General features: G+C 73.7%; 22 protein-coding genes, 1 tRNA gene, 1 pseudogene and 1 riboswitch. Of the genes and pseudogenes, 14 read left to right on the top strand and 10 right to left on the bottom strand.

The features are described 5' to 3' along the window. The first annotated feature begins 24 nt into the window (after positions 1–24). The 8 genes from LPA54_RS17430 to LPA54_RS17465 all read left to right on the top strand — a co-directional run bounded on the left by LPA54_RS17430 (position 25) and on the right by LPA54_RS17465 (position 9,588). On the top strand, positions 25–2,313 hold the full coding sequence (locus LPA54_RS17430) for a tetratricopeptide repeat protein (protein WP_228978694.1): 2,289 nt from the start codon (positions 25–27) through the stop codon (positions 2,311–2,313). Further along, on the top strand, positions 2,310–3,575 hold the full coding sequence (locus tag LPA54_RS17435; protein ID WP_228978697.1) for a cytochrome P450: 1,266 nt from the start codon (positions 2,310–2,312) through the stop codon (positions 3,573–3,575). Before LPA54_RS17430 ends, LPA54_RS17435 begins: the two co-directional genes overlap by 4 nt. Positions 3,576–3,688: 113 nt before the next feature. Beyond that, complete coding sequence (locus LPA54_RS17440) at positions 3,689–4,747, top strand: transglycosylase family protein (protein WP_228978698.1); 1,059 nt, start codon at positions 3,689–3,691, stop codon at positions 4,745–4,747. A 259-nt stretch (positions 4,748–5,006) separates the two neighbouring features. Further along, positions 5,007–5,181, top strand: a riboswitch (cyclic di-AMP (ydaO/yuaA leader). Between the two features lie 3 nt (positions 5,182–5,184). Beyond that, positions 5,185–5,877: a transglycosylase family protein gene (locus LPA54_RS17445; RefSeq protein ID WP_228978699.1), complete on the top strand. Its 693-nt coding sequence runs from the start codon at positions 5,185–5,187 to the stop codon at positions 5,875–5,877. Between the two features lie 310 nt (positions 5,878–6,187). Then, positions 6,188–7,468 (top strand): phosphopyruvate hydratase, encoded by a 1,281-nt coding sequence (gene eno, locus LPA54_RS17450; RefSeq protein ID WP_228978700.1) that lies wholly within the window; start codon positions 6,188–6,190, stop codon positions 7,466–7,468. Between the two features lie 87 nt (positions 7,469–7,555). After that, positions 7,556–8,029 carry a septum formation initiator family protein gene (locus LPA54_RS17455; RefSeq protein ID WP_228978701.1) on the top strand — a complete coding sequence of 158 codons (474 nt, stop codon included), beginning with the start codon at positions 7,556–7,558 and terminating at the stop codon, positions 8,027–8,029. Positions 8,030–8,068: 39 nt separating this feature from the next. Then, positions 8,069–8,665 carry a DUF501 domain-containing protein gene (locus LPA54_RS17460; RefSeq protein WP_228978703.1) on the top strand — a complete coding sequence of 199 codons (597 nt, stop codon included), beginning with the start codon at positions 8,069–8,071 and terminating at the stop codon, positions 8,663–8,665. Further along, positions 8,662–9,588 (top strand): Ppx/GppA phosphatase family protein, encoded by a 927-nt coding sequence (locus LPA54_RS17465; RefSeq protein WP_228978704.1) that lies wholly within the window; start codon positions 8,662–8,664, stop codon positions 9,586–9,588. Before LPA54_RS17460 ends, LPA54_RS17465 begins: the two co-directional genes overlap by 4 nt. 37 nt (positions 9,589–9,625) lie before the next feature. On the opposite strand, the gene LPA54_RS17470 is transcribed toward LPA54_RS17465, so the two are convergent. From LPA54_RS17470 to LPA54_RS17480, 3 genes and pseudogenes are all read right to left on the bottom strand, one after another. Beyond that, on the bottom strand, positions 9,626–9,895 hold the full coding sequence (locus LPA54_RS17470; protein WP_228978708.1) for a type II toxin-antitoxin system RelE/ParE family toxin: 270 nt from the start codon (positions 9,893–9,895) through the stop codon (positions 9,626–9,628). Then, positions 9,892–10,164, bottom strand: coding sequence for a type II toxin-antitoxin system Phd/YefM family antitoxin (locus LPA54_RS17475; RefSeq protein WP_228978866.1), 273 nt, complete (start codon positions 10,162–10,164; stop codon positions 9,892–9,894). Before LPA54_RS17475 ends, LPA54_RS17470 begins: the two co-directional genes overlap by 4 nt. Positions 10,165–10,260: 96 nt before the next feature. Beyond that, positions 10,261–10,506 (bottom strand): annotated as a pseudogene (locus LPA54_RS17480) (type II toxin-antitoxin system Phd/YefM family antitoxin); the annotation flags it as partial. Between the two features lie 472 nt (positions 10,507–10,978). Between LPA54_RS17480 and LPA54_RS17485 the strand changes: the two are divergent. Together LPA54_RS17485 and LPA54_RS17490 are read left to right on the top strand one after the other, a co-directional pair. Further along, the gene (locus LPA54_RS17485) at positions 10,979–12,358 is read left to right on the top strand and encodes an NAD(P)/FAD-dependent oxidoreductase (protein ID WP_228978709.1); all 1,380 of its coding nucleotides are present in this window, start codon (positions 10,979–10,981) and stop codon (positions 12,356–12,358) included. Positions 12,359–12,682: 324 nt separating this feature from the next. Next, on the top strand, positions 12,683–14,017 hold the full coding sequence (locus LPA54_RS17490; RefSeq protein ID WP_228978711.1) for a cyclopropane-fatty-acyl-phospholipid synthase family protein: 1,335 nt from the start codon (positions 12,683–12,685) through the stop codon (positions 14,015–14,017). A gap of 104 nt (positions 14,018–14,121) precedes the next feature. On the opposite strand, the gene LPA54_RS17495 is transcribed toward LPA54_RS17490, so the two are convergent. After that, positions 14,122–16,653 carry an ABC transporter permease gene (locus tag LPA54_RS17495; RefSeq protein WP_228978713.1) on the bottom strand — a complete coding sequence of 844 codons (2,532 nt, stop codon included), beginning with the start codon at positions 16,651–16,653 and terminating at the stop codon, positions 14,122–14,124. Between the two features lie 79 nt (positions 16,654–16,732). Then, complete coding sequence (locus tag LPA54_RS17500; RefSeq protein WP_228978716.1) at positions 16,733–17,509, bottom strand: ABC transporter ATP-binding protein; 777 nt, start codon at positions 17,507–17,509, stop codon at positions 16,733–16,735. 395 nt (positions 17,510–17,904) lie between these two features. Between LPA54_RS17500 and LPA54_RS17505 the strand changes: the two genes are divergently transcribed. Both LPA54_RS17505 and LPA54_RS17510 read left to right on the top strand, forming a co-directional pair. Next, positions 17,905–17,986: transfer RNA gene (locus LPA54_RS17505), tRNA-Leu, on the top strand. 149 nt (positions 17,987–18,135) lie between these two features. Further along, positions 18,136–19,014: a Bax inhibitor-1/YccA family protein gene (locus LPA54_RS17510; RefSeq protein ID WP_228978718.1), complete on the top strand. Its 879-nt coding sequence runs from the start codon at positions 18,136–18,138 to the stop codon at positions 19,012–19,014. 188 nt (positions 19,015–19,202) lie between these two features. Here LPA54_RS17510 and LPA54_RS17515 read toward each other — a convergent pair whose 3' ends face one another. Continuing rightward, a complete protein-coding gene (locus LPA54_RS17515) occupies positions 19,203–19,433 on the bottom strand; it encodes a DUF4287 domain-containing protein (RefSeq protein WP_058945016.1) in 231 nt (76 codons plus the stop codon). A 99-nt stretch (positions 19,434–19,532) separates the two neighbouring features. Here LPA54_RS17515 and LPA54_RS17520 point away from each other — a divergent pair, with 99 nt between their 5' ends. Then, positions 19,533–19,889: a hypothetical protein gene (locus LPA54_RS17520; protein WP_228978721.1), complete on the top strand. Its 357-nt coding sequence runs from the start codon at positions 19,533–19,535 to the stop codon at positions 19,887–19,889. 14 nt (positions 19,890–19,903) lie between these two features. Here the strand turns inward: LPA54_RS17520 and LPA54_RS17525 are convergent, their stop codons facing one another. The 3 genes from LPA54_RS17525 to LPA54_RS17535 all read right to left on the bottom strand — a co-directional run bounded on the left by LPA54_RS17525 (position 19,904) and on the right by LPA54_RS17535 (position 23,581). Beyond that, positions 19,904–20,821 (bottom strand): hypothetical protein, encoded by a 918-nt coding sequence (locus LPA54_RS17525; protein WP_228978868.1) that lies wholly within the window; start codon positions 20,819–20,821, stop codon positions 19,904–19,906. 255 nt (positions 20,822–21,076) lie between these two features. Beyond that, entirely contained in the window at positions 21,077–22,297 is a 1,221-nt protein-coding gene (locus LPA54_RS17530; RefSeq protein ID WP_228978724.1) for an acetyl-CoA C-acetyltransferase, read from the bottom strand. Positions 22,298–22,438: 141 nt separating this feature from the next. Next, the gene (locus LPA54_RS17535) at positions 22,439–23,581 is read right to left on the bottom strand and encodes an SGNH/GDSL hydrolase family protein (RefSeq protein WP_228978726.1); all 1,143 of its coding nucleotides are present in this window, start codon (positions 23,579–23,581) and stop codon (positions 22,439–22,441) included. 116 nt (positions 23,582–23,697) lie between these two features. Here LPA54_RS17535 and LPA54_RS17540 point away from each other — a divergent pair, with 116 nt between their 5' ends. After that, positions 23,698–25,083, top strand: a complete 1,386-nt coding sequence (locus LPA54_RS17540; RefSeq protein WP_228978728.1) for a cystathionine beta-synthase — start codon at positions 23,698–23,700, stop codon at positions 25,081–25,083. 375 nt (positions 25,084–25,458) lie between these two features. On the opposite strand, the gene LPA54_RS17545 is transcribed toward LPA54_RS17540, so the two are convergent. After that, positions 25,459–26,304: a histidine kinase gene (locus LPA54_RS17545; protein ID WP_228978736.1), complete on the bottom strand. Its 846-nt coding sequence runs from the start codon at positions 26,302–26,304 to the stop codon at positions 25,459–25,461. Positions 26,305–26,361 lie beyond the last annotated feature (57 nt).

The raw sequence follows: 26,361 nt of genomic DNA on the forward strand, positions 1-26,361 counted from the left end.
GGGCGAGTCGGGGGAGGACGCGTGATGGCGTACGGGGAGAGGCTCACGGCCGCCGACGTCACCGCCTTCCTGGCCGTCATGCGCAGCGCCGCCTGGCCCTGGGTCAGGACGCGGCTGACGGAGGACGACCTCGGGGACGCGGGCGGTCTCGCGCTCGTCGAGGAGGAGCTGCGGTCGGGCACGGACGAGCGGGTCGTCCGGGCCGGTCTGGAGCACTGGCTGCGCCACGCCGCCCAGCGCGACCCCCGCGCCCCGCGCCGGATCCGCGCCCTCGTCGACGCGTGCGGCGCGGGCGCCGAAGGCCCCGGCGACCGGCCCGGCCCCCACCACACCGCCGCCGACGGCCCCGGCTCCGGACCGGAGAGCCCCGGACCGGGCGGCCCCGGCGTCGGAGGCACCGGCCCGCACGGCCACGGGGCGGCCGGCCCCGGCCCGGGCGGCGGCGCGCACGACGTGCGCAACACCGTCTCCGGCGGCGCCGCCACCACCGTCGTCCAGGCCGGCACCATCGGCGCGCTGCACTACGGCCCGCCCCCCGCCCCCGACCCGGCGGTGTGGCTCGACGCGGCCACCGCCGACCCGCTCGCCCTCGGCGCCCGCCACGACGGCCCGTACGTCGAGCGCGACGCCGACGCCGCACTCGACCGGATCCTCGCCGGGCCGGCGGGGCGCGGCGGGCTCGTGCTCGTCACGGGCGAGCCGCTGTCCGGCAAGACCACCACCGCCTGGGCCGCCCTGCGCCGCGCCCTGCCCGACCGGCGGGTCTGCGCGCCCCCGCCCGGCACCGACCTGCGGGACGTGCCCGAGCGGATGGGCGCCCGCGGCGGGCGGTGCGTCCTGTGGCTGGACGACCTCGAACGCCACCTCGGACCGCACGGGTTGGACGCCCCGCTCCTCGCCCGGCTGACCGCCCAGGGCGTGCCGGTGCTCGCGACCATGTCCGACGCCGCCTACGACGAGCACCGCTTCGGCGCCCCCGGCCCCGCCCGGGTCCTCAGCCGGGCGCGGACGGTGGAGCTGGGCACCGAGTGGAGCCTCGCCGAGACCGGCCGGCTCGTCGCCCAGGACGACGGGCGGCTGGAGACGGCGCTCTTCTGGTGCGACGGCCGCGCCGTCACCTCCTACCTGGCCGTCGGCCCCGACCTGTGGGAGGAGTGGCGCCGCGCGGAGCGCCCCGCGCGCCACCCGCGCGGCCACCTGCTGGTGCGCGCCGCGATCGACCTGGCGCGGTGCGGACTGCACGGCCCGCTCCCCCTCGACCTGGTGCGGGCCGCGTACGCGCACCACGCGCCCGACGACCCGGCCGACCCGGCCGACGCCCTCGCCTGGGCGGCCCGCCCCCGCCTCGGGGTGACCGGGCTGCTCGTCGAGGAGGACGGGAAGTGGCGGGCGTACGGTTCCCTCGTCGCCGACGCGCTGGCGGACGACGGTCTCCCCCCGGTGCCGGACGCCGTGTGGGAGCTGGCCCTGGCCCACGACCGCGGGGCCGTGGCCGGGCCGGCCGCCCGGCACTTCGGGGCGCGCGCCGAGGAGGGCGACGCCACGGCGATGCACCGCCTGGCGCGGCTGACCGGCTCGGTGAGCTGGCTGCGCAGGGCCGCCGACGCCGGGCACGGTCCTGCGGCGGCCGAACTGGGCCGCGTCCTCGCCGACCGGGGCGAACCCGGCGCGGCCGAACCGTATCTGCGCCAGGCCGCCGAGGCGGGCGACGCCACCGCGGCGACCCGGCTGGGCCTGCTGCTGCTGGACCGGGCGCGGAGCTGGCTGCGCCGGGGCGCGGCCGACGGCGACCCCGAGGCGGCGCACCGGCTGGGCGACCTGCTCTTCGCCGAGGGCGACGACGCGGGGGCCCTCGAACGCTACGGCCACGCGCTCGAAGCGGGCCGCCACCGTGTCGCGGGGAGCCTCGGGGCGCTCCACCGATACCGGGGCGAGGAGCTGCTGGCGGGGCTGTGGCTGCGCCGGGCCGCCGACGCGCTGGACACCGCCCGGCCCGTCGAGCGCGCCCCGGACCGGATCCGCACCCGCAACGCCACCGAGCAGTACCTGCACGAGTGCGCCGCCCAGGGGCTCGGCGCGGCAGCGACGCTCCTCGGCGCCCTGTGCGAGCAGGAGCACGACCGGCCGGGAGCCGTCGAGTGGTTCACCCGCGGCCACGAGCTCGGCGACCCCCACGGCGCGTACCGGATGGCCCGCCTGCTCGCCGAGTACGAGCCGCGGGAGGCCGCCGTCTGGATGCGGAAGGCCGCCGACGCCGGGCACCCGGGTGCCGTGCGGGCGCTCGACGAGGGGCCGGATACCGTCGGGGGGTGAACGCTCCCCACGACCCCGCCGCACCCCCCGAGCTCTTCACCTGGGAGTTCGCCACCGACCCCTACCCGGCGTACGCCTGGCTGCGGGAGCACGCCCCCGTGCACCGGACGCGGCTGCCGAGCGGGGTGGAGGCGTGGCTGGTCACCCGGTACGCCGACGCCCGGCAGGCCCTCGCCGACCAGCGGCTCAGCAAGAACCCGGCGCACCACGCCGAGCCGGCGCACGCCAAGGGCAAGACCGGCATTCCGGGGGAGCGCAAGGCGGAGCTGATGACGCACCTGCTCAACATCGACCCGCCGGACCACACGCGGCTGCGCCGGCTCGTGTCGAAGGCGTTCACCCCGCGCCGGGTCGCCGCGTTCGCGCCCCGGGTGCAGGAGCTGACGGACCGGCTGATCGACGGTTTCGCCGCGAAGGGCGAGGCCGACCTCATCCACGAGTTCGCCTTCCCGCTCCCCATCCACGCCATCTGCGACATGCTCGGCGTGCCCGCCGAGGACCAGGACGACTTCCGGGACTGGGCCGGCCAGATGATCCGGCACGGCGGCGGGCCGCGCGGCGGGGTGGCGCGGGCCGTGAAGCGGATGCGGGCGTACCTCGTCGACCTGATCCACCGCAAGCGGGAGGGGCTGGGGCAGGGCGGGGACGACGACCTGATCTCCGGTCTCATCCGGGCCTCCGACCACGGCGAGCACCTCACGGAGAACGAGGCCGCCGCGATGGCCTTCATCCTGCTGTTCGCCGGCTTCGAGACCACGGTCAACCTCATCGGGAACGGCACGTACGCCCTGCTCCGCGACGACGGCCAGCGCACCCGCCTCCAGCGGTCGCTGGCCGCCGGGGAGCGCGGCCTGCTGGAGACGGGCGTCGAGGAGCTGCTGCGGTACGACGGGCCCGTGGAGCTGGCGACCTGGCGCTTCGCCACCGAGCCGCTGACCCTCGGCGGGCAGCGCGTCGAGGTGGGCGAGCCCGTGCTGGTCGTCCTGGCCGCCGCCGACCGGGACCCGGAGCGGTTCGACCGGCCGGACACCCTCGACCTGGCGCGCGGCGACAACCAGCACCTCGGCTACGGGCACGGCATCCACTACTGCCTGGGCGCGCCGCTCGCCCGGTTGGAGGGGCAGACGGCGCTCGCCACGCTCCTGACGCGCCTGCCCGACCTGCGGCTCGCCGTCGATCCGGAGGAGCTGCGCTGGCGCGGCGGCCTCATCATGCGGGGACTGCGCACGCTGCCGGTGGAGTTCACCCCCGAGGCAAGCTGACACTCCGTCAAGACTGTGATCTTCGCGTAATCTCCCCTGCATCGACTTGTGACTGACGTTCGAATGCCGCTACGTTCACCGTCACCTCAGCAGTCACGCGAAAGGTCCAACGCATGCGCTCCGGGAACGGACGACACCGTCGACCCCGTCAGGCCCCCGCCCTCGTCGTCGCCGCGGGGGTGACCGGATCCGCCATCGCCCTGCCGCTCCTCGGCGCGGGCACCGCGTCCGCAGCCGACGCCGAGACCTGGAACCGGGTCGCCGAGTGCGAGACCGGCGGCATGTGGAGCGCCGACCTCGGCAACGGCTACTACGGCGGCCTCCAGTTCTCCCAGGAGACCTGGCAGGCGTACGGCGGCACGGCCTACGCGCCCCGCGCCGACCTCGCCAGCCGCGCCCAGCAGATCGCCGTCGCGGAGAAGGTCTACGCCGCACAGGGCGCCGCCGCCTGGGAGACCTGCGCTCCCATCGCCGGCCTGACCGGCGGCAGCGGCTCCGCCGCCTCCCCGGACACCGCTCCGGACGCCTCGCCCGAACCGTCGGCGAGCGCCGAGCAGCCGGAGGAGTCCGGCGAGCCCGCCCCCGGCGCCGGCACGCCGTCCGCGACCGACCGGCCCGCGACCGGCGCCGCCACCGGCACGCCCGGCGCCGCCACCGGCACGCCCGGTGCCACGACCGGCACGCCCGGCGCCGCCGCCGGCACCGGAGCCACCACCGCGCCGACCGCGCCGACGGCACCGGCCGCCCCGGGCGGGTCCACCCCCGCGCCCTCCCCGACCGCCCCCGGCGGGACGCCCGTCGACGGCGGGTCCCCGGCCCCCGCCTCCGGCACCGGCAAGCACCGCGGCGAGCCGGCCGAGGAGCCGGGTGCGGCCGGTTCGACGGCCCCGGTCGCCGGTGAGGACCCCCTCGGGGTCGGCGGAGCGGTCGAGGGGCGCGAAACGGGCGCGCCCACCTCGCGCGGTGACGCCGCGGCACGTACCCCCGACGGCCTGGCGGCCGACGGCACGTACACGGTCCGGCCCGGCGACAACCTCTGGGCCATCGCGGACGCGCACGAGGTCCCCGGCGGCTGGCCGGCGCTCTACGACGCCAACCGGGGGACCGTCGGCACCGACCCGGACCACATCGTCCCTGGCCAGAGCCTCGATCTCGCCCAGCCCAAGGGGTAGTTACGGGCTGAATGTCCGTTTCTGGGAAGTGAGACAAGAGTCTCTTCACCCCAACTGGCGCGCCCCCGCCGCCCGGTCCGTCCGCTTCCGCCCCTACCTGCGCAAACACCCGTACGGGGCAGGCAAGTAGGGGCGGATTGACCCGGATGTCCCTCTTTGAACTTCGGGTGGGTCTGTGATTACGGTCGAAACCGCTCGCCACCGCGGGCCCCGTCCGACCGGTAACGCCGAATCCTGCCGCCGGCGACGGGAACAGTCGACGCTTTCAGCGCCGTGGGCAGGAGCGGGGGACCCAAGGTAGGTGCCGGGGCCGGGCCGTCGAAGGACGGCCGGGGACCGGCTAGGGGTGAAGCCGTGCGCCACCCAGCGCACGGCCGGGCACTCACCAGGCCCGAACCCGACAGCTCACCTCGTAGGCGTCGGTGAGGAGACCCAGCATGCTTTCTTCCGGCAAGCGCAAGCACCGCCGTCCGTCCAAGGCCGTCCGTTTCGCCGCCTTCGCCGGCATCACGGGTGCCGCCGTCGCCGCCCCGCTGCTCGGCGCCACGACCGCGAACGCCGCCACCGCCGCCGAGTGGGACCGCGTCGCCCAGTGCGAGTCCGGCGGCAACTGGTCGATCAACACCGGCAACGGCTACTACGGCGGCCTGCAGTTCTCCGCCTCCACCTGGGCCGCCTACGGCGGCACCGCCTACGCCCAGACGGCCGACAAGGCCTCCAAGTCGCAGCAGATAGCCGTGGCCGAGAAGGTCCTCGCCGGCCAGGGCAAGGGCGCGTGGCCGAGCTGCGGCGTCGGCCTCTCCGGTGCCTCCTACGACGGCGGCGCCGCCGTCGAGCGCCCCGCCGAGCAGCCCGCCAACCGCAGCGAGCAGCGCACCACCCCCAAGCCCGCGGCCCCCGAGGCCGCTGCGAAGGCCACCCCGAAGTCCTCCGGCACCGTCACGACCCCGACCGGCAAGAAGGTCGAGAAGGGTGACGGCGAGTACCGCGTCAAGGCCGGCGACACGCTGAGCTCCATCGCCACGGCCGAGAAGGTCGCGGGCGGCTGGAAGAAGCTGTTCGACCTCAACCAGGACGTCGTCGACGACGCCGACCTGATCTACCCGGGCCAGCAGCTCCACCTGAGCTGACCCCTCCCGGCGGCGACCGGGCCCCGGTTTGGCGCGCCCCCGACCGGGGGCGTGCCGGACCGGGGCCCTCCGCCGCCAGGGCCCCGTACGAAACGGGGCGAACCGGGCCAGGACGGATGAGTGGCGGCGTGCTCAGCGTGATTACTCATCAGTAGAAGGGGTGCCAGTTCGTCCCGACTCATGGGGGGTTGTGCCCTTTTTCGTCCCAGGAGGCGGGCGGTCGCGGGCACCGGACCCGGAGCCGGTTAGGCTCTTGCCGCAAGGGTGAAGCCCCTGCACTCCACGCGTCACATCCCAGAAGGAGATGCTCGTGCCGTCCATCGACGTCGTCGTAGCCCGGGAAATCCTGGACTCCCGAGGCAACCCCACGGTCGAGGTCGAGGTCGGCCTCGACGACGGCAGCACCGGCCGTGCTGCCGTCCCCTCCGGTGCCTCCACCGGTGCGTTCGAGGCCCTCGAGCTCCGCGACGGTGACAAGGACCGCTACCTCGGCAAGGGTGTCGAGAAGGCGGTGCTCGCCGTCATCGAGCAGATCGGACCGGAGCTCGTCGGCTACGACGCCACCGAGCAGCGGCTCATCGACCAGGCGATGTTCGACCTGGACGCCACCCCGGACAAGTCCTCCCTCGGCGCCAACGCCATCCTCGGCGTCTCCCTCGCCGTGGCGCACGCCGCCTCCGAGGCGTCCGACCTCCCGCTCTTCCGCTACCTGGGCGGCCCGAACGCGCACCTGCTCCCGGTGCCGATGATGAACATCCTGAACGGCGGCTCGCACGCCGACTCCAACGTGGACATCCAGGAGTTCATGATCGCGCCCATCGGCGCGGAGTCCTTCTCCGAGGCCCTGCGCTGGGGCACCGAGGTCTACCACACCCTCAAGAAGGTGCTGAAGGACAAGGGCCTGTCCACCGGCCTCGGCGACGAGGGCGGCTTCGCCCCGAACCTGGAGTCCAACCGCGCCGCGCTCGACCTCATCCTGGAGGCGATCAAGCAGGCCGGCTACACCCCGGGCCGCGACATCGCCCTCGCCCTGGACGTCGCCGCGTCCGAGTTCCACAAGGACGGCGCCTACGCGTTCGAGGGCAAGTCCCGCACGGCCGCCGAGATGACCGAGTACTACGCCGAGCTCGTCGAGGCGTACCCGCTCGTCTCCATCGAGGACCCGCTGTTCGAGGACGACTGGGACGGCTGGAAGACCATCACCGAGAAGCTCGGCACCAAGGTCCAGCTCGTCGGTGACGACCTGTTCGTCACCAACCCCGAGCGCCTCGCCCGCGGCATCGACGAGGGCGCGGCCAACGCCCTGCTCGTCAAGGTGAACCAGATCGGCTCCCTCACCGAGACCCTCGACGCCGTCGAGCTGGCCCAGCGCAGCGGCTTCAAGTGCATGATGTCCCACCGCTCCGGCGAGACCGAGGACGTCACCATCGCCGACCTGGCCGTCGCCACCAACTGCGGCCAGATCAAGACCGGCGCCCCGGCCCGCTCCGAGCGCGTCGCCAAGTACAACCAGCTGCTGCGCATCGAGGAGATCCTCGACGACGCCGCGGTGTACGCCGGCCGCAGCGCCTTCCCGCGCTTCAAGGGCTGACGCCCGCCCGGCGCCGCGGTTGCGTCCGTCCCCGGCCACGGTCCCGTACCGTGTCCGGGGACGTCGTACGTGAGGAGGGGCGAGCCGATGGGCCAGGAACGGGACCGGTTCTCGACCGCGACGAGGCTGCGACTGCTCGGCGAGCAGACCGCCGCCCGCGTCTACCGCTCCCAGAGCCGCCGCCAGGCCCGCCGCTCCCGGCTGACCGGCCGGGCCGCGTTCCTCGCCCTCGTGGTCTGCTCCATGGTCGTGGCCCTCGCCTACCCGATGCGCCAGTACGTGTCGCAGCGCGGCGAGATCGCCGAGCAGGAGCGCCTCGCGGAGCGGGCCGCGGCCCGGGTCGAGCGGCTGCGCGACGAGAAGGCCCGCCTCCAGGACGACGCCTACGTCCGGCAGCTCGCCCGCCGGCACCTGCACTACGTGATGCCCGGCGAGACGGCCTTCACCATGAACGACCCCGAGGCGGCGCCCGAGCACCGCACCGACCAGGGCGGCACCGGCCGGCCCTGGTACTCCAACGTCTGGGACGGCGTGGACCGCGCCGACCAGGAGAACCGATAGCCCCGTAGCCCCACGGGACCGAGCAGGATCAAGGCAGGCATGGAAACGCCCCCTCCGCAGACCGAACGCACCGAGCCGACCGAGGCCGACGTCGCGGCCTTCCAGGACCAGCTCGGCCGCCCGCCGCGCGGCCTGCGGGCCATCGCGCACCGCTGCCCGTGCGGCAACCCCGACGTGGTCGAGACCGCGCCCCGGCTCCCGGACGGCACGCCGTTCCCGACGACGTACTACCTCACGTGCCCCCGCGCGAACTCCGCGATCGGCACGCTGGAGGCGAACGGCGTCATGAAGGAGATGACCGAGCGGCTGGCGCGCGACCCGGAGCTGGCCGCCGCCTACCGCGCCGCGCACGAGGACTACCTCGCGCGCCGCGACGCCATCGAGGTGCTGGCCGGCTTCCCCAGCGCCGGCGGCATGCCGGACCGCGTGAAGTGCCTGCACGTCCTGGTCGGGCACTCGCTGGTCGCCGGACCCGGCGTCAACCCGCTCGGCGACGAGGCGCTCGCGATGCTCCCCGAGTGGTGGGCGAAGGGCCCGTGCGTCGGCGCCGACCGCGACGCCCCGGGCAGCGCCGGCACCGCGGACGCCCCGGGTGCTTCGGACGCCCCGGGCGACGGCGCGGAGGGCGGCCGGTGACCCGGGTCGCCGCCGTCGACTGCGGCACCAACTCCATCCGCCTGCTCGTCGCCGACGTCGACCCCGACACCGGCACCCTCGTCGACCTGGACCGGCGGATGACCGTCGTCCGGCTCGGCCAGGACGTGGACCGCACCGGCAGGCTCGCCCCCGAGGCGCTGGAGCGGACCTTCGCCGCGTGCCGCGCGTACGCCGAGGTCATCCGCGAACTGGGCGCCGAGAAGGTCCGCTTCGTGGCGACCTCGGCCTCCCGCGACGCGGAGAACCGCGAGGAGTTCGTCCGGGGCGTCCTGGACCTCCTGGGGGTGGAACCGGAGGTGGTCAGCGGCGACCAGGAGGCCGAGTTCTCCTTCAGCGGCGCCACCCGCGAACTGGACGGCGACGACGAGTACCTGGTCGTGGACATCGGCGGCGGCTCCACGGAGTTCGTCGTCGGCCGCTCCCACGTCCGGGCCGCCCGCTCCGTCGACGTGGGCTGCGTCCGCCTGACCGAGCGTCATGTGCGCAGCGACCCGCCGTCGCCGGCCGAGGTGGCGGCGATCCGCGCCGACGTGCGCGCCGCCCTGGACCTGGCCGCCGCCACCGTCCCGCTCCGCGAGCCGCGCACCCTGGTGGGCCTGGCCGGCTCGGTCACCACCGTCGCCGCCGTCGCGCTGGGCCTGGAGGAGTACGACTCGGCGGCGATCCACCGCTCGCGCGTCTCCTACGAGCAGGTCGCCGAGGTGACCGACCGGCTGCTGGCCTCGACCCACGACGAGCGCGCCGCGATCCCCGTCATGCACCCCGGCCGGGTGGACGTCATCACCGCCGGCGCGCTGGTGCTGCGCGAGGTCATGGAGTACGTCGGCGCGGCCGAGGTCGTGGTGAGCGAGCACGACATCCTCGACGGCATCGCTCACTTCACGGCGAGCGAGGTGCGTTGAGGGGCGGTGCCCGGCGGCCTCGGTGTCGGGCGGGGCGTCACAGGCTGCGGTAGACGTCCCGCCGGTCGCCCACCTTGACGACCAGGACCACGAGTTCGCCGTCGTTGATCTGATAAGCGATCCGGTAGCTTCCGACCCGGAGCCGGTAGAGCCCGGACGGGCCGGTGAGCTTCTTGACGTCGGCGTCCTGGCGGTAGGGGTCGTCACCGAGTGAGGTCAGCGCGGTCAGGATGCGCATGGCGTCGGGTCGGCTGATGGACCGCAGTTGCCGTTGCGCCGCCGTGGTGAAACGGAAGGCGTACTTCACGCCGCCTCGCCGTCCCGCTCGGTGAACAGGTCCGCCAGCAGTTCCGCCATGGTCACGGTGCTGCCTCCCTCGGCCAGCACCGCTTCGGCCTCGCGCGCCAGGAGCACGTCGGCCGCTTCCTCCAATGCTTCGAAGTCCGAGATCGGGACCACGGCCGCCACCGGGGCGCCGTTGCGCGTGATGACGGTCGGGACGCCTTCCTCGGCCCGGTTGATGTGGTCGGCGAGGTGTGCGCGGGCTTCCCGAACGGTCACGGTGTTCTCACTCATGAGGGCAGTGTACGCGTGCACGTGTACACGCGACCTCGGTCGGGAGTCGCGTTCGTGAGCGATGCTCGACGGGATCGCCTGGTCCCTGGCGTAGGCGAACAGGTCCGCGAGCATTTCCGCCATGGTCACGGCGGAACTGCCCTCGGCCGACACGGCTTCGGCCTCGCGCGCCAGGAGCACGTCGGCCGCTTCCTCCAGCGCTTCGAAGTCCGAGATCGGGGCCACGGCCGCCACCGGGGCGCCGTTGCGCGTGATGACGGTGGGGACGCCCTCCTCGGCCCGGTCGATGTGGTCGGCGAGGTGTGCTCGTGCTTCCCGTACGGTCACGGTGTTCTCCGTCATGAGGCCGGTGTCCGCCCTCGCGTGCGCGACCGGGAGTCGCGCGGTCGCGCCCGCGACGCACCCGGGCGAATCGCCTGGTCGCCGGTGCGGCGCGGGCCCCCGCGCCACCCGTTCGGCGGACGGCCGGAGAAACTTCGTGAAGTTCTTCACAAGGAAAAGAGCCCTGATGGGGTGGTCTGAGGGGGGTGTGGCCCTTACAGACGCTCGTCAGGGCTCTTCCGCTGCCCATCTTTCGTAGCCCCAGGCGAGTTTCGGCCATGTGAACCAAGGTGGCCGTCCGCCGTTATGGAAGGCTCTCCGGTCCAGTTCACAGGGGGTGAGGAAGGGGTGATCAACGTCCCTCGCCGCACCCGGGTTCCCGGTCGGCACCATGACCTCGGTCACGTGGGCCGCGCAGTGTAGCAGAGGTGTCCGGAAACCTTGTGAAGGGGCGCACGAGCACCCCCCGTCCGAGGGGTGGATACTCGATGGCATGAGCACCACGGAGCGTCCCAGGATCCTCGTAGTAGGCGGAGGGTACGTAGGCCTGTACGCAGCTCGACGCATCCAGAAGAAGATGCGCTACGGCGAGGCGACCGTCACGGTCGTCGACCCGCGCTCGTACATGACGTACCAGCCCTTCCTCCCCGAAGCCGCCGCCGGCAGCATCTCGCCGCGGCACGTCGTCGTCCCGCTGCGACGCGTGCTGCCCAAGGCCGAGGTCCTCACCGGTCGGGTCACCACCATCGACCAGGACCGCAAGGTCGCCACGATCGCGCCGCTCGTCGGCGAGGCGTACGAGCTGCCCTTCGACTACCTGGTCATCGCGCTCGGCGCGGTCTCCCGCACCTTCCCGATCCCCGGCCTCGCCGAGCAGGGCATCGGCATGAAGGGCATCGAGGAGGCGATCGGGCTGCGCAACCACGTGCTGGAGCAGCTCGACAAGGCCGACTCGACGAACGACGAGGACGTCCGCCGCAAGGCGCTGACCTTCGTCTTCGTCGGCGGTGGCTTCGCGGGCGCGGAGACCATCGGCGAGGTCGAGGACATGGCCCGGGACGCGGCCAAGTACTACAAGAACGTGTCCCGCGAGGACATGCGCTTCATCCTGGTCGACGCCGCCGACAAGATCCTCCCCGAGGTCGGCCCGAAGCTCGGCGCGTACGGCAAGGAGCACCTGGAGGGCCGCGGCGTCGAGGTCTACCTCTCGACGTCCATGGACTCCTGCGTCGACGGCCACGTGGTGCTGAAGAACGGCCTGGAGGTCGACTCCAACACCATCGTGTGGACCGCCGGCGTGAAGCCGAACCCGGCGCTGGCCCGCTTCGGCCTGCCGCTCGGCCCCCGCGGCCACGTCGACTGCCAGCCGACCCTCCAGGTCACCGGCACCGACTACATCTGGGCCGCCGGCGACAACGCCCAGGTCCCGGACCTCGTGGGCCGCAAGGCCGGCAACGAGAACGCCTGGTGCCCGCCGAACGCCCAGCACGCGCTGCGCCAGGCGAAGGTCCTCGGCGACAACGTCGTGTCCGGCATGCGCGGCTTCCCGCAGAAGGAGTACGAGCACGCCAACAAGGGTGCCGTCGCGGGTCTCGGCCTGCACAAGGGCGTCGCGATGATCGTCATGGGCAAGATGAAGATCAAGCTCAAGGGCCGGCTCGCCTGGTACATGCACCGCGGCTACCACGGTCTGGCCATGCCGACCTGGAACCGGAAGATCCGCGTCTTCGCGGACTGGACGCTCGCGATGTTCCTCAAGCGCGAGGTCGTCTCGCTCGGCGCCATCGAGACGCCGCGCGAGGAGTTCTACGAGGCCGCCAAGCCCGCCCCGGCGCCCGCCGCGGCCAAGCAGGAGAAGGCCAAGGCCTCCTGACCCGGCCGGACCCGTCCGGCCGCGGTTCGACCGCAGTCCCACCGCAGTCCCGTCGAGGGGCCGCCCGCCATCCGTGGTGCGGGCGGCCCCTCGCCGCGTCCGGGAACGGCCCGCCGCCCCGGGCGCGGCGCGACGGCGAGGACGGGGGCACCCGGTCCGGCGGCGTGGTGCGTGCGCCCCGCGCCGGGGCGCACGGCGCGCGCCCCGCGCCGCCGGTGCGCTGACCGCCCACGACACGGGGTGGTATCCGGACTCCTCTTCCGCCGCCTCCGGTGCTTACGTGGTGCCGAGCATGTCCGGCCCCACGTCACGGAGGTGTGCCCCATGTCCGACACCGCTGCGCGGCTGGCCGCGCTGGCCCGGGAGCTGCTCGGCGTCCCGCTGCCCGTGCGGATCCGCGCCTGGGACGGCAGCGAGGCCGGCCCGCCCCTGCCCGGCGGGTCCGTCCTCGTCGTCCGCCACCGCAGGGCGCTGCGGCGGCTGCTGTGGGCGCCGGGCGAGCTGGGCCTCGCCCGCGCCTGGGTCGCCGGTGAGCTCGACGTGGAGGGAGACCTCTACGAGGTGCTCGGCCGGCTCGCCGGGCCGCTGTGGGAGCGCCGCCCCGATCGGGACGACCGCCCCGGCGGCCCGCTCGCCGGGGCCGCGGCCGCCCTGCGTACCGCCCGCGACCCGCAGGCCCGCGCCGCCGTACGGGAGCTGCTCGACCTCACCGGGCCCTGGACGCCGCCCCCGCCTCCCCCGGAGGAGGTGCGGCGCCGCAGCGGGCCCCTCCACACCCGGCGGCGCGACCGGCAGGCCGTCAGCCACCACTACGACGTCGGCAACGACTTCTACGCCCTGGTCCTCGGCCCGTCCATGGTCTACTCGTGCGCCTACTGGACCCCGGGCGGCACGCTGGAGGAGGCCCAGTACGACAAGCTGGAGCTGGTCTGCCGCAAGCTGGCCCTCGCCGAGGGCGACCGGCTCCTCGACGTGGGCTGCGGCTGGGGCTCCCTGGCCCTGCACGCCGCCCGCCACCACGGCGCCACCGTCGTCGGCGTCACCCTCAGCGCCGAGCAGGCCGCCCACGCCCGCAAGCGCGTCGCCGAGGAGGGTCTCGCCGACCGGGTGGAGATCCGCGTGCAGGACTACCGGGACGTCCGCGACGGCCCGTACGACGCGATCTCCTCCGTCGGCATGGCCGAGCACGTCGGCGACGTCCGCTACCGCGCCTACGCCGCCGCCCTGCACGCCCTGCTCCGGCCCGGCGGCCGGCTCCTCAACCACCAGATCGCCCGGCGCCCCGACCCGCCGGGGCAGCGCTACCGCCTCGACCCGTTCATCGACGCGTACGTCTTCCCCGACGGGGAGCTGGCCCCCCTCGGGCGGACCACCGCCGCCCTGGAGGAGGCCGGCTTCGAGGTGCGCGACGTGGAGGCGCTGCGGGAGCACTACGCCCTCACCCTGCGCCGGTGGGTGGCGAACCTGGAGGAGCACCGGGAGGAGGCGGTACGCCTGACCTCGCCCGGCCGGGTCCGCGTCTGGCGCCTCTACATGGCCGCGTCCGCGCTCGCCTTCGAGCGCAACCGGATCGGCGTCAACCAGGTCCTCGCCGTCCGCACCCCGGAGGACGGGGCCAGCGGCCTGCCCCTGCGCGGCCGCGTGTGGGGCGCGCCGTAGGCCGGGCCGCCGACGGACGGCGAAGGGGCCGGACCTCCGGGTGGAGGTCCGGCCCCCGCGGCGTGCCGGTGCGCCGGTCGGCCCGGTGGGGCCGGGAGGGCCGGCTACTCGGACTTGATGGCGTTGAGCATGTTGAGCTTGGCGGCGCTGCGCGCCGGCCACATGGCGGCCAGGACGCCGACCACGCCGGCGAGCAGCAGGAAGACCGCGATCCGGTCCCAGGGCAGGACCAGCGCGTAGTCCGGCAGGCTGCTCTTGATGGTCTCGCCGATCGCCCAGCCGAGGAACGACCCGAGGCCGATGCCGACGACCGCGCCGAAGAGGGAGATGACCACGGCCTCCAGCCGGACCATCCGCTTCACGCGGCGGCGGTCGAGGCCGATCGCCCGGAGCATGCCGATCTCCTGCTGGCGTTCGAAGACGGACATGGCGAGCGTGTTGACGACGCCGAGGACCGCGATGATCAGCGCCATCGCCAGCAGGCCGTACATGATGTTCAGCATCATGTTGATGACGCCGCCGAACTCGTCGCGGATGTCCTGCTTGTCCATCACGGTGATCGCCGGGTTGTCCCCGAGGGCGTCGATGAGCGCCTTCTCGTTCGCGGCGCTCTGGCCGCCCTCCATCGTCAGGAAGATGGCCGGGATGTACGGCTTGGTGTCGTGCGGCCGCACGACCTTCGCGTCGATGAGGACGGGGGAGAGGAACTCGCTGTCCGCGTAGATCGCCCCGACGGTCAGCCGGCCCTTCTTGTCGTCGCTGAACGTGACGGGCAGGGTGTCGCCGACCTTCCAGCCGCGGTTCTTCGCCGTCTTCTCGGCGACCGCGATCCGGCCCTGGGCGAGCGAGGCGAGCGATCCGCCGACCTGCTCGACGTGCAGGACCTTCTCGATGTCGCCGGGGGTGACGGCCGACGCGGAGGCGAACTTGCCGTCCAGCTCCAGGTACGCCGCCTGCTGCGGCGAGACGGCGGTCACGCCGGGGGCCTTCTGCAGCGCGGTCAGCGCGGACTCGTCGAGGTCGCCGCCGCCGGCCATCCGGACCATGTAGTCGGCGGTGATCTGGTCGGTGGTCATCTTGTCGATGGACCGGCCGACGGTGACGCCCAGCACCGACAGGCCGGTGACCAGGGTCAGGCCGATGGCCAGCGCCGAGGCGGTGGCGCCGGTGCGGCGCGGGTTGCGGACGGCGTTCTGTCCGGCGAGCTTGCCGGAGACCCCGAAGAGGCGGACCATCAGCGGCCGCACGGCGGCGATGAGCGGCCGCGACAGCAGCGGGATCAGCATGATCACGCCGATGAGGGTGAGGAAGGCGCCCGCGGCGATCAGCATCCGGCCCGTGTCGCCGCCGGAGGCGGCGCCGTAGACGATGACACCGGCGCCGACCGCGGCCAGCACGCCGCCGATGGTGTTCCGCACCACCAGGGACTTCTGGCTGGGGGCCGCGTGCATGCTGTTCATGGCGGCGACGGGCGGGATCTTGGCGGCGCGGCGGCCGGGCAGCCACGCGGCGAGCATCGTCACGAACAGGCCGACGCCGAGCGCGGAGAGGACCGGGGTCGGGCCGAGGACGAGCGGGCCGTCCGGCACCTTCAGGTCGAAGGCGGCCATCCCGGAGCGCAGGCCCACGGCGAGGCCGACGCCGAGGACGTAGCCGGCGGTGGAGGCGATCAGGCCGACGATGGCGGCCTCGGTCAGCACCGAGCGGGTGACCTGCTTGCGGGACGCCCCGACGGCCCGCATCAGCGCGACCTCCTTGGTGCGCTGCGCGACGAGCATGGTGAAGGTGTTGGCGATGAGGAAGACGCCGACGAAGAGCGCGATGCCCGCGAAGCCCAGCAGGATCTGGTTGAAGGCGCTCAGGCCCTCCTCGATCTCCTTGGCCTGCTGGTCGGCGAGGGCCTTGCCGGTCTGCGCCACGGCGTTCTCCGGCAGCAGCGGCACGATCGCGTCGCGGATCAGGGTGTCCTGGCCGCCGGGCGCGGCGGTGACGGTGACGTCCTTGAAGTAGCCCGGCTCGAGGAAGAGCCGCTGGGCGACCTCGGTGTCGAAGAGCACGAGGCTGCCGCCGGCGCTGACGGCGCCGTCGTCGGTGGTGAAGACGCCGGCGAGGCGGTACTCCTTGACCGGGCCGTTGGTGGCGACGCGGACCGTGTCGCCGACCCGGTACCGGCCCTCCTCGGCGGTGTCGCGGTCCAGGGCTATCTCGCCGTCGGTGCGGGGGCCGGCGCCGTCGACGAAGTCGTACGCCGGGTCGCGGCCGTCCTTGCCGGGGGCGAAGTTGGCGCCCTTGTTCGACCACTCGGCGCCGATGAGCTTGCCGTTCGGGTCGGGGACGCCGGCGAAGCCGTCGACGCGCCCGGTGGCGGTGGCGACCCCGTCCAGCCGCTCGATCTTCTCCAGGGTGGCCCGGGAGACGCCGGGCTCCTGCTTCGGGTCGTCGCCGCCCCCGTAGGAGGTGACGGCGACGGCGACGTCGTCGTAGCTCTTGGCGGACTGGTTGGTGAAGGCGCGGTTCAGGGTGTCGGTGAAGACCAGGGTGCCGGAGACGAACGCGACGCCGAGCATGACGGCGAGCACGGTCATCAGCAGCCGGGCCTTGTGCGCGAGGACGTTGCGCAAGGCGGTACGGAACATGAGGTGGGTGTCCTGGGGTGGAGGGCCGGTGGCGGGCTGGGCGGTACGGGGCGGTGCGGAAGCCGTTACGGCGCCCCGGTCAGCTGGTCCGGCCCTTGGTGTCGAACTCCTTCATGCGGTCCAGCACCCCGTCCGCTGTCGGCGCGAGCATCTCGTCGACGATGCGCCCGTCCGCCAGGAAGATCACCCGGTCGGCGTAGGAGGCGGCCACCGGGTCGTGCGTGACCATCACGACGGTCTGGCCGAGCTCGCGCACCGAGTTGCGCAGGAAGCCCAGGACCTCGGCGCCCGAGCGGGAGTCGAGGTTGCCGGTGGGCTCGTCACCGAAGATGATCTCGGGGCGGGAGGCCAGGGCGCGCGCCACGGCCACGCGCTGCTGCTGGCCGCCGGAGAGCTGCGCGGGCCGGTGTCCCAGCCGCCCGGACAGGCCGACCATGTCGATGACGCGGTCCATCCACTGCTTGTCCGGCTTGCGGCCCGCGATGTCCATCGGGAGGGTGATGTTCTCCAGCGCGGTGAGCGTCGGCAGCAGGTTGAACGCCTGGAAGATGAAGCCGATCTTGTCCCGGCGCAACTGCGTGAGCTGCTTGTCCTTCAACGTGCCCAGCTCGGTCTCGCCGATGCGCGCCGAGCCGCTGGTGAAGCTGTCGAGGCCCGCCACGCAGTGCATCAGCGTCGACTTGCCGGAGCCGGAGGGTCCCATGATCGCCGTGAACTCGCCCTGCGGGAACGCCACGGTGACCCGGTCGAGGGCGACCACGCGGGTCTCGCCCTGTCCGTAGACCTTGGACAGCTCCGTGGCGCGGGCGGCCACCGCGGTGGTGGCGCGGTGTGCGGTCGTCGGGGAGGGGATCACGTGGAGGGCTCCTGTCACGCATGGTGTTCGTCGGGGACCCTCCCATAATCGGCGCCGGCACCCCCTCGGGGCGTCCCTCCCCGTGCCCGTTCCCGGGGCCCTCTGGAGTCTGACGGCGGGGCCCGCCCCTCCTCCTGAGGTATGACGGCACCCCCGAGACGCCCGCCGGCGCCCGCCGCGGGTGGGGACACCGCGTGGACGTACGGCGACTTTCCGTCATTCCGTGGGCGGGGCATATGCGAGCGCGAACCCCCCGCCGGTACTGGCGATGCGCCGCCCGGGAGCACTGACGCTCCCTCAGACCTCAATAAAATAAGACAACATCGGGCCACTCGTCGGCTGGTCGGGCGACGCGCCCCGGATAGGCTCCTGTGCTGACGCGGAGCCGCGCACTTGCCCGGATGGTGGAACGCAGACACGGCGAGCTTAAACCTCGCTGGCCTTCGGGCCGTGCCGGTTCGAGTCCGGCTCCGGGCACTCACCGCTCGGGCGGGTCGGCTCCGACACGGAGCGTTGCGTGATCGATATCCGCAGGTCGAAAGATCCTCCCCGAGCACTAGGGTGTTTGCTTTGCTCTCCCATTACTCTTGTGTCAAGGCCGCGCACGGCGGCCATGGAGGAGTGAGATGAGGAGCAGCAACCCGGTCTTCTCGCGACGGGGGTTCAGCCGCGACAACGGCTACGCGGGCTTCAACGCGCAGCAGCAGGCCGGGGGCCCCGCCGCCGGAACGAACCCGTACGCGACGAACCCGTACGCGACCGACCCCTACGCCCAGCCCGGCGTCCAGGCGGGCATGCCGCCGCAGGCCCCGGCCCGGTCCGGTGTCATGACCATCGACGACGTGGTGTCGCGCACCGCCATCACGCTCGGCACGGTCTTCGTCACCGCCGCTCTCGCCTGGTTCCTGCTGCCGGTCGACCCGGCGAACCTGAACAAGTCGTACGGCATCGGCATCGGCGCGGCCCTGGTGGCCTTCGTCCTCGCGATGGTGCAGGCGTTCAAGAGCAAGGCGTCGCCGGCGCTGATCCTGGGGTACGCGGCCTTCGAGGGCGTGTTCCTGGGCGTCATCTCCAGCGCCGTCACCACGTACGTCGCGGCGGGCGCCGTCCCGCAGGCGGTGCTCGGCACGATGTCGGTCTTCGCCGGCGTGCTGATCGCCTACAAGAAGCGCTGGATCCGCGTCAACCGACGCTTCTACGGCTTCGTGATGGCGGCCGCGATCGGCTTCGTCCTGCTGATGGCGGTGAACATGCTGTTCGCCGTCTTCGGCGGCGGTGACGGCCTCGGCTTCCGCAGCGGCGGCCTCGGCATCGTCTTCGGCATCATCGGCATCGTGCTCGGCGCGTGCTTCCTGGCCCTGGACTTCAAGCAGGTCGAGGACGGCGTCGCCTACGGCGCCCCGCGCGAGGAGTCGTGGCTGGCGGCCTTCGGCCTCACCATGACCCTGGTGTGGATCTACCTGGAGTTCCTGCGCCTGATCTCCATCTTCTCCGGCGACGACTGACCGGCGGTCGTCGGTCGCGCGGACGCGCACCACGAGGGAGGGCCCTCCCGGACTCGGTCCGGGAGGGCCCTCCCGTCTTCCCTGCTCCGCCGGCCCGTCCGGCCCCTCCCGCCTGCGACCCGTCAGGCCGTGCGGCACTGGGGGCGCGGGGCGCGGGGCTCGTCGGGCGGCGGGGGTGTCGGGGCGCGTCAGACCAGCTTGCGCGCCGCGCGCCTCAGGTCGTACTCGTGGATGATCGCCTTGGCGTGGCCGTAGGCGAGGTCGTGTTCGCTCCGGAGCCAGCTCACCTTCTCCTCGAAACGGACGAGGGAGGGGCCTTCCTCGACGGTGCGCAGCCAGTCGGCCACTTCACGGCCGGTGCAGTGGGGGATGCGGGAGAGCAGGTTTCGGTGGGTCTCTGCGGAGAAGACGTGGGACATCGGCGCCTCCGGACGCTGTGCGCGAGTGCTCCTTCACGTCACCGTGCCCGAGTGTTCGCCCGTTGGCAACAGTGCCGCCGCGGCGCATAGGGTCGCGGCGTGCACGATACGACGGAACTGACCGAGGCCGTGGGCCGGCTCTGCGACCGGCTGCGCTCCGCCCCGCAGAGCCGGCTCCGGCAGGGCACGGCGGCCGGTGGCCTGGAGCTCGCCAGGGAGTTGGCGGTGCGGGCGCACCGGCTGGAGGGCGCGCCCGGCGAGCCGCGGCTCATGCCGGACGCGGGCGTCTTCGCGGTCGGCGACCAGCTCGCGGTCGCGGGCGCGGACTTCGCCGAGGCCTGGCGGGCCGCCGTCGCGGCCGCCCGGGACGACGCCGCCCGGCGGGACGCGCTGCGCGCGGAGTGGGACGAGGCCCTGGCGCTGGTGCGTGAAGCCGCGGCCCGGTCGGCCGTGTAGGGGTCGGGCGCGGGCTACAGGGAGGCGATGACGCGGTCGGCGAGGATGTAGACGTTGTCGCGGCCGCCGTCGCCTCCGGCGCCCTCTGGGCAGGAGAAGGTCAGCGCGTACGCGCCGGAGATGCCCGAGCCGCCCAGCAGGAAGGGCGCGGCGCCGCCGTGCACGGCCGCGGCGAGCCGCTCGGCGGTCTCGCGGTGGCCGGGTGTCATGCAGAGCGTGGTGCCGTCGGCGAAGACGTACACGTCGAGCGTGCCGAGCGGGCCGGGCCGCACGTCGGTCAGCGCGGTGCGGGCGGCGGCCAGCTCCTCCAGCCGAGCCACGGTCCGCTCGTGGTCGGTGACGACCGGGGCCTGCACCGGTACGAAGTCCGGGTGCGAGGGGTGGCGGCGGCGGGCCGCGGCCAGCTCCGGGGAGTCCTCCGCGTACTCGGGGCACTCGCCGGCGGCGAGCCCCGGCAGCCCGCCGAGGAGGCCGGGCAGGTCGGCGGGGTCGGTGTCGCCGTAGTCGGGGGTGTCGCCGTACTCGGCGTCCAGGTCCAGCGCGTCCAGGCCCGCGAAGTCGGCCTGGCGGGGCACGAAGTAGGGGCCGTCGTCGCCGGCGGCGCCCAGCGGGCCCGTGCCGCCCAGCAGGGAGGCGGGGGAGTCGGCGGCGTCCCTGGCCTCCTGGGCCGCCCAGAACGCGCGCGCCTCGGCCAGCTCGCGCTCGCGCTCCTCGGCCAGGGCCTCGGCGACCGCCGCCCGTATCTCCTCCGCCATGGTCGCGTCGGCGGAGCGGGCGTGCGGCACCGTGGGCGCCTGTCCCGCGGCGGCGCGGGCGGTGGCCAGGTCGGTGCGCAGGGCGGTGATCTGCCGGCGCAGCCCGTGGGCGGCACACAGCGCGGCGGCGCCCACGGCCGTGGCGGTGGCCGTGGTCAGCAGCAGGGCGAGAGACATGGCGCTCACTGACTTACTCCCGGTTTCAATCGATCCCCCGCACTTCCTACATCAGCTTGAACTGCCCGTGGGCCCGGTGTCAGTGCATTACGTCACGAATTGGACAGGTTTCTTTGGTCGATGTTTCCCGCTCCCACGGTCGTGACCTGCGTAAACGAATCTCCCCCAGGAGATAGGTCACATCCTGGGGGAGATTCGGTCACGGCCGGGACGCGGAGCGGTTGGGAAGGCTCCGGGCCTGGAAGGGGCGCGGGGTCAGGAGAGGCGCTCGATCACCATCGCCATGCCCTGGCCGCCGCCGACGCACATGGTCTCCAGGCCGAACTGCTTGTCGTGGAACTGCAGGCTGTTGATGAGCGTGCCGGTGATGCGGGCGCCGGTCATGCCGAAGGGGTGGCCGACGGCGATGGCGCCGCCGTTGACGTTCAGCTTCTCCAGCGGGATGCCGAGGTCGCGGTAGGAGGGGATCACCTGGGCGGCGAACGCCTCGTTGATCTCCACCAGGTCGATGTCGTCGATGGTGAGCCCGGCGTGCTTCAGCGCCCGCCGGCTGGCCTCGACCGGGCCGTACCCCATGATCTCCGGGGAGAGGCCGGAGACGCCGGTGGAGACGACGCGGGCGAGCGGGGTCAGCCCCAGCTCCCGCGCCTTCGTGTCGGACATGACCACGAGCGCGGCGGCGCCGTCGTTGAGCGGGCAGCAGTTGCCGGCGGTGACCCGTCCGTCCGGGCGGAAGACCGGCTTCAGGCCCTGCACGCCCTCCAGGGTGACGCCGGCGCGCGGGCCGTCGTCCGTGCTCACCACGGTGCCGTCCGGGAGCGTCACCGGGGTGATCTCCCGCTCCCAGAAGCCGTTCTTGATGGCCTGCTCGGCGAGGTTCTGCGACCGCACGCCGAACTCGTCCATCTCCTGGCGCGTGACGCCCTTGAGGAGCGCGAGGTTCTCGGCGGTCTGCCCCATGGCGATGTACGCGTCCGGGACGAGGCCGTCCTCGCGCGGGTCGTGCCACTCGTCGCCGCCGTGCTCGGCGCGGGAGGCGGTACGGGCCTGGGCCTCGTCGAAGACCGGGTTGTGCGTGTCGGGCAGGCTGTCGGAGTTGCCCTTCACGAACCGGGAGACCGTCTCGACGCCCGCCGAGATGAAGACGTCGCCCTCGCCTGCCTTGATGGCGTGCAGCGCCATGCGCGTGGTCTGGAGGGACGAGGCGCAGTAGCGGGTGAGCGTGCAGCCGGGCAGGTGGTCCATGCCCATCCGCACGGCGACGATGCGGCCGAGGTTGAACCCCTGCTCGCCGCCGGGCAGGCCGCAGCCGAGCATGAGGTCGTCGATGTCGCGCGGGTCCAGCTCGGGGACCTTGGCGAGGGCGGCCTGGATGATCGTGGCGGTCAGGTCGTCGGGCCGCAGGTCCTTCAGCGAGCCTTTGAAGGCCCGGCCGATCGGGGAGCGGGCGGCTGAGACGATCACGGCTTCGGGCATCACGGCTCCAGGTGACGTGTGGGCGACTGAGAGGGAAGTTACCCCTACGTAGAGCCCGGGTCACCGCTCGCGGGGTGTGACCCCCACCGCATTTCTAAGCGCTCGCTCAGTCGCCCTCGGTGTCCGTCTCGGTGGCTGTGTCTACGTCCCGGTCTCCGCGCCGGTCCCCGTGCCGCCCCCGGCCGGGGGCCGCGGCGACCGCACACGGCCCACCGTACGCCCGGGCTGCCCCGTGCCGCCGCTGCCGCCGCGGCCGTCGCCACCGGCGTCGCGGCCGCCGTCGTGGTGGTCCGGGTCGGGGTGCGCGGACCGGGCGGGCGCCGCCGACTCGGTCAGCCGGCGGCGCCTGCGGTGCTTGAGCAGGGCCCACGGGGCGCGGGCGCCCGTGACCTCCGTACCGGCCTCCTGCGCCGCCTCCGCGGCCGCCTGCGCCACCGGCAGCAGCCCCTCGCGCCGCTCGGCCTCCAGCCGCTCCGGCTCCGGCCACACCCCGAGGACGGCGCACACCGTCGGCAGGACCGCCATGGCGGCCGTCGCGTAGCCCTCAGCCGAGGGGTGGTAGTTGTCCGCGCCGAACATCTCCCGCGGGTTCGCCGCGAACTCCGGCCCCAGCAGGTCGCCCAGCGACACCGTCCGCCCCCCGTGCTCCACCACCACGATCGTCTGCGCCGCCGCCAGCTGCCGCGACAGCCGCCGCGCCAGCCACCGCAGCGGCTGGTACACCGGCTCGATGGTGCCCAGGTCCGGGCAGGTGCCGACCACGACCTCCGTGCCCGCGCCGCGCAGCCGCCGCACCGCCTCAGACAGGTAGCGCACCGACTGGGTGGGCGGCATGCGGTGGGTGACGTCGTTCGCCCCGATCATGATCACGCAGGCGTCGGGCGCCCGCACCGACCGCTCCAGCAGCAGGGACGTCTGCCGCTCCAGGTCGTCGGAGCGCGCCCCCGGCAGGGCGACGTTGCGCAGCGCCACCGGCCGCTCGGCGACCTGCGCCAGCCCCGAGGCGAGCAGCGCGCCCGGCGTCTGCCCCGCCCGCCGCACGCCCTGCCCCGCGGCCGTGGAGTCCCCCAGCAGCGCCAGCCGCAGCGGCACCCCGTCGAAGCCCCGCCCGTACAGCCCGTCCGCCGCCGGGGGCAGCGGCGCGGTCCCGCCGCCGACCGAGCGCTTCGCCAGCTGGACCTCGGCGAGGAGCACCCCCATCCCGGCCGCCCCGAGCAGGCCGATGCCGCCGCCGCCGTACGCCGCGCCCGCCGCGATCCGCCGTGCCACGCTCGCCCTCGACATAGGGGCGCCCACCTCCTCCGTGCCGTCTGTGAGCTAACTGCCCCGGAACCGTGTCCGCCTACGCATCCACTCGGCTTACGCTGGCTGGACCATTACGGAGACCCCGGAGACTTACGGTGCAAATCCACGACTCGATGATCAGCCTCGTCGGCAACACCCCGCTGGTGAAGCTCAACAGCGTCACCGCGGGCCTCCAGGCCACGGTCCTGGCCAAGGTCGAGTACTTCAACCCGGGCGGTTCGGTCAAGGACCGCATCGCCCTGCGCATGATCGAGGCGGCCGAGAAGAGCGGCGAGCTCAAGCCCGGCGGCACCATCGTCGAGCCGACGTCCGGCAACACCGGCGTCGGCCTCGCGATCGTGGCCCAGCAGAAGGGCTACAAGTGCATCTTCGTCTGCCCCGACAAGGTGTCCACCGACAAGATCAACGTGCTGCGCGCGTACGGCGCGGAGGTCGTCGTCTGCCCCACGGCCGTCGACCCCGAGCACCCCGACTCGTACTACAACGTCTCCGACCGCCTCGTCCGCGAGACGCCGGGCGCCTGGAAGCCGGACCAGTACTCGAACCCGAACAACCCCCGTTCGCACTACGAGACGACCGGCCCCGAGCTGTGGGAGCAGACCGAGGGCAGGATCACGCACTTCGTCACGGGCGTCGGCACCGGCGGCACCATCTCCGGCACCGGCCGGTACCTCAAGGAGGCCAGCGGCGGCCGGGTGAAGGTGGTCGGCGCCGACCCCGAGGGCTCGGTCTACTCGGGCGGCTCCGGCCGGCCGTACCTGGTCGAGGGCGTCGGTGAGGACTTCTGGCCGTCCGCGTACGACAGCACGGTGACGGACGAGATCGTCGCCGTCTCCGACAAGGACTCGTTCCAGATGACCCGCCGCCTCGCCAAGGAGGAGGGCCTCCTCGTGGGCGGCTCCTGCGGCATGGCGGTCGTCGCGGCGCTGCGCGTCGCCGAGGGCCTCGGCCCGGACGACGTCGTCGTCGTGCTGCTGCCCGACAGCGGCCGCGGCTACCTCTCGAAGATCTTCAACGACGAGTGGATGGCCGACTACGGCTTCCTGGAGGACGCCGGACCGTCGGCGCGCGTCGGCGACGTGCTGCGCCACAAGGAGGGCGACATCCCCAAGCTGGTGCACATGCACCCGGAGGAGACGGTCGGCGAGGCGATCGAGGTGCTCCGCGAGTACGGCGTGTCGCAGATGCCGATCGTGAAGCCGGGCGCCGGCCACCCCGACGTGATGGCCGCCGAGATCGTCGGCTCGGTCGTCGAGCGGGAGCTGCTGGAGGCGCTGTTCGCGCAGCGCGCGTCGCTGAACGACCCGCTGGAGAAGCACATGAGCGCCCCGCTCCCGCAGGTCGGCTCCGGAGAGCCGGTCGAGGACCTCATGGCCGTCCTCGGCCGGGCCGACGCGGCGATCGTGCTGGTCGAGGGGAAGCCGACCGGCGTCGTGAGCCGGCAGGACCTGCTCGCGTTCCTGGCCCGCGACGGGAAGTGACCCCCGCGCGCACGGGGTTCGCGCGAACGGTACGGGGGCGTCACGTACCGGCAGCACCCGCTTAACACGCCCACGGCACCGTAGGGGGTGTCGGCGTCACGGACTCCCGGAGCGGCTCCCGGGTCTCCGCGGACGCCGCGGACGCGGGGACCGGCCCCGACCCGGGCCCGTGTCCCCCGCGGGGACCGCCGCCGTCCCGACCCCCGGCGACGGGGGTGCGGCGGCCCCCGCGCAGACGTCGACGGGGGGCCGGTCCACGGATCGGCCCCCCGTCGACGTCTGCCCGTCTGCCCGTCGTGCCCGCCTGCCGCCGGGCCGGCAGCCGGCAGCCCTTGCTGTCCGGCAACCCGGCAGCCAGGCTGTCCGTCCGCTGCGTCAGCGGGCGGCCGCCGCGGCCCGCAGCTCCGCCTGGTCGGGCAGGAGGTCCGTGATGCGGCTCCACACCGTCCTGGCGTCCGTGCGGGCCAGCCGGAAGGGGCTGCCGGGCGTGACCTGGTCGGCCGGGAGCGGCTCCTCGGGCAGCTCGCGCAGCCAGTAGCCCAGCGGCCCGCAGTCCCACACGGCGAAGCCGCGCCCCTCGACGCCGGTGCGCCCGCCGTCGCGGCCCTGCCAGGCGGCGGTCATCCGCCAGCTCGACCGCAGCTCCGACATCAGCTCGGTGAGGAGCGACAGGGCCGGCCCGGCGAGGGCGCCGCCGGCGCCGAGGGCCTCGCGGACGATCCGCCGCTCCTCGTCACCGGTCGGTGCGGCCGCCGCCCGCTCCAGCGCGGCGAAGCCGGCCTCCACGGTGGCCACCGTGGTGTCGACGGCCGGGAGGGCCGTCTCCCGCACGGTGCGCGACTGCCGCAGGGCGACCATCGCGGCGAGCTTCCAGACCAGTGTCCTCGGCTCGACGAGGGAGTACTCCGACTCCCGCTCCCCGGGCCACGCCTCGAAGGCGACGACGTCCTCCTCGCCGATGAACATGCCGTGCTCCAGCCTGCCCTGGCGGCCGGCCGTCTCCAGGGAGACGACCACACCGGCCGAGAGGAACGTCCTGACCAGCGGCAGGAGCGGCTGCGCGAGCCGGTCCTCCGCGTCGACCAGGCCGCACGCCACGAGTTCCTCGTGGGCCGTGGCGAACCCGTCGGGGACCCCGGCGCCCGAGCCCAGCTCGCCGAGGACGATGAGGTGCTCGTCGGAGAGCCGGAAGCGGGACCGGGAAAGGTCGAAGGAAGGCATACACACTCACTTGGTAGTCAGTCGCTCGCCGCGGCCGGCGGGAGCGCGTTCATGGGG

The sequence above is a fragment of the Streptomyces sp. DH12 genome, from assembly GCF_020873895.1.
Classification (GTDB): Bacteria; Actinomycetota; Actinomycetes; order Streptomycetales; family Streptomycetaceae; genus Streptomyces.

What these genes read in the sequence shown, in the direction of transcription:
- LPA54_RS17430 (WP_228978694.1), top strand. Translation starts at nt 25, where the DNA reads ATGGCGTACGGGGAGAGGCTCACGGCCGCCGACGTCACCGCCTTCCTG.
- LPA54_RS17440 (WP_228978698.1), top strand. Translation starts at nt 3,689, where the DNA reads ATGCGCTCCGGGAACGGACGACACCGTCGACCCCGTCAGGCCCCCGCC.
- LPA54_RS17445 (WP_228978699.1), top strand. Translation starts at nt 5,185, where the DNA reads ATGCTTTCTTCCGGCAAGCGCAAGCACCGCCGTCCGTCCAAGGCCGTC.
- LPA54_RS17455 (WP_228978701.1), top strand. Translation starts at nt 7,556, where the DNA reads ATGGGCCAGGAACGGGACCGGTTCTCGACCGCGACGAGGCTGCGACTG.
- LPA54_RS17460 (WP_228978703.1), top strand. Translation starts at nt 8,069, where the DNA reads ATGGAAACGCCCCCTCCGCAGACCGAACGCACCGAGCCGACCGAGGCC.
- LPA54_RS17475 (WP_228978866.1), bottom strand. Translation starts at nt 10,164, where the DNA reads ATGAGTGAGAACACCGTGACCGTTCGGGAAGCCCGCGCACACCTCGCC.
- LPA54_RS17485 (WP_228978709.1), top strand. Translation starts at nt 10,979, where the DNA reads ATGAGCACCACGGAGCGTCCCAGGATCCTCGTAGTAGGCGGAGGGTAC.
- LPA54_RS17490 (WP_228978711.1), top strand. Translation starts at nt 12,683, where the DNA reads ATGTCCGACACCGCTGCGCGGCTGGCCGCGCTGGCCCGGGAGCTGCTC.
- LPA54_RS17495 (WP_228978713.1), bottom strand. Translation starts at nt 16,653, where the DNA reads ATGTTCCGTACCGCCTTGCGCAACGTCCTCGCGCACAAGGCCCGGCTG.
- LPA54_RS17510 (WP_228978718.1), top strand. Translation starts at nt 18,136, where the DNA reads ATGAGGAGCAGCAACCCGGTCTTCTCGCGACGGGGGTTCAGCCGCGAC.
- LPA54_RS17515 (WP_058945016.1), bottom strand. Translation starts at nt 19,433, where the DNA reads ATGTCCCACGTCTTCTCCGCAGAGACCCACCGAAACCTGCTCTCCCGC.
- LPA54_RS17525 (WP_228978868.1), bottom strand. Translation starts at nt 20,821, where the DNA reads ATGTCTCTCGCCCTGCTGCTGACCACGGCCACCGCCACGGCCGTGGGC.
- LPA54_RS17530 (WP_228978724.1), bottom strand. Translation starts at nt 22,297, where the DNA reads ATGCCCGAAGCCGTGATCGTCTCAGCCGCCCGCTCCCCGATCGGCCGG.
- LPA54_RS17535 (WP_228978726.1), bottom strand. Translation starts at nt 23,581, where the DNA reads ATGTCGAGGGCGAGCGTGGCACGGCGGATCGCGGCGGGCGCGGCGTAC.
- LPA54_RS17545 (WP_228978736.1), bottom strand. Translation starts at nt 26,304, where the DNA reads ATGCCTTCCTTCGACCTTTCCCGGTCCCGCTTCCGGCTCTCCGACGAG.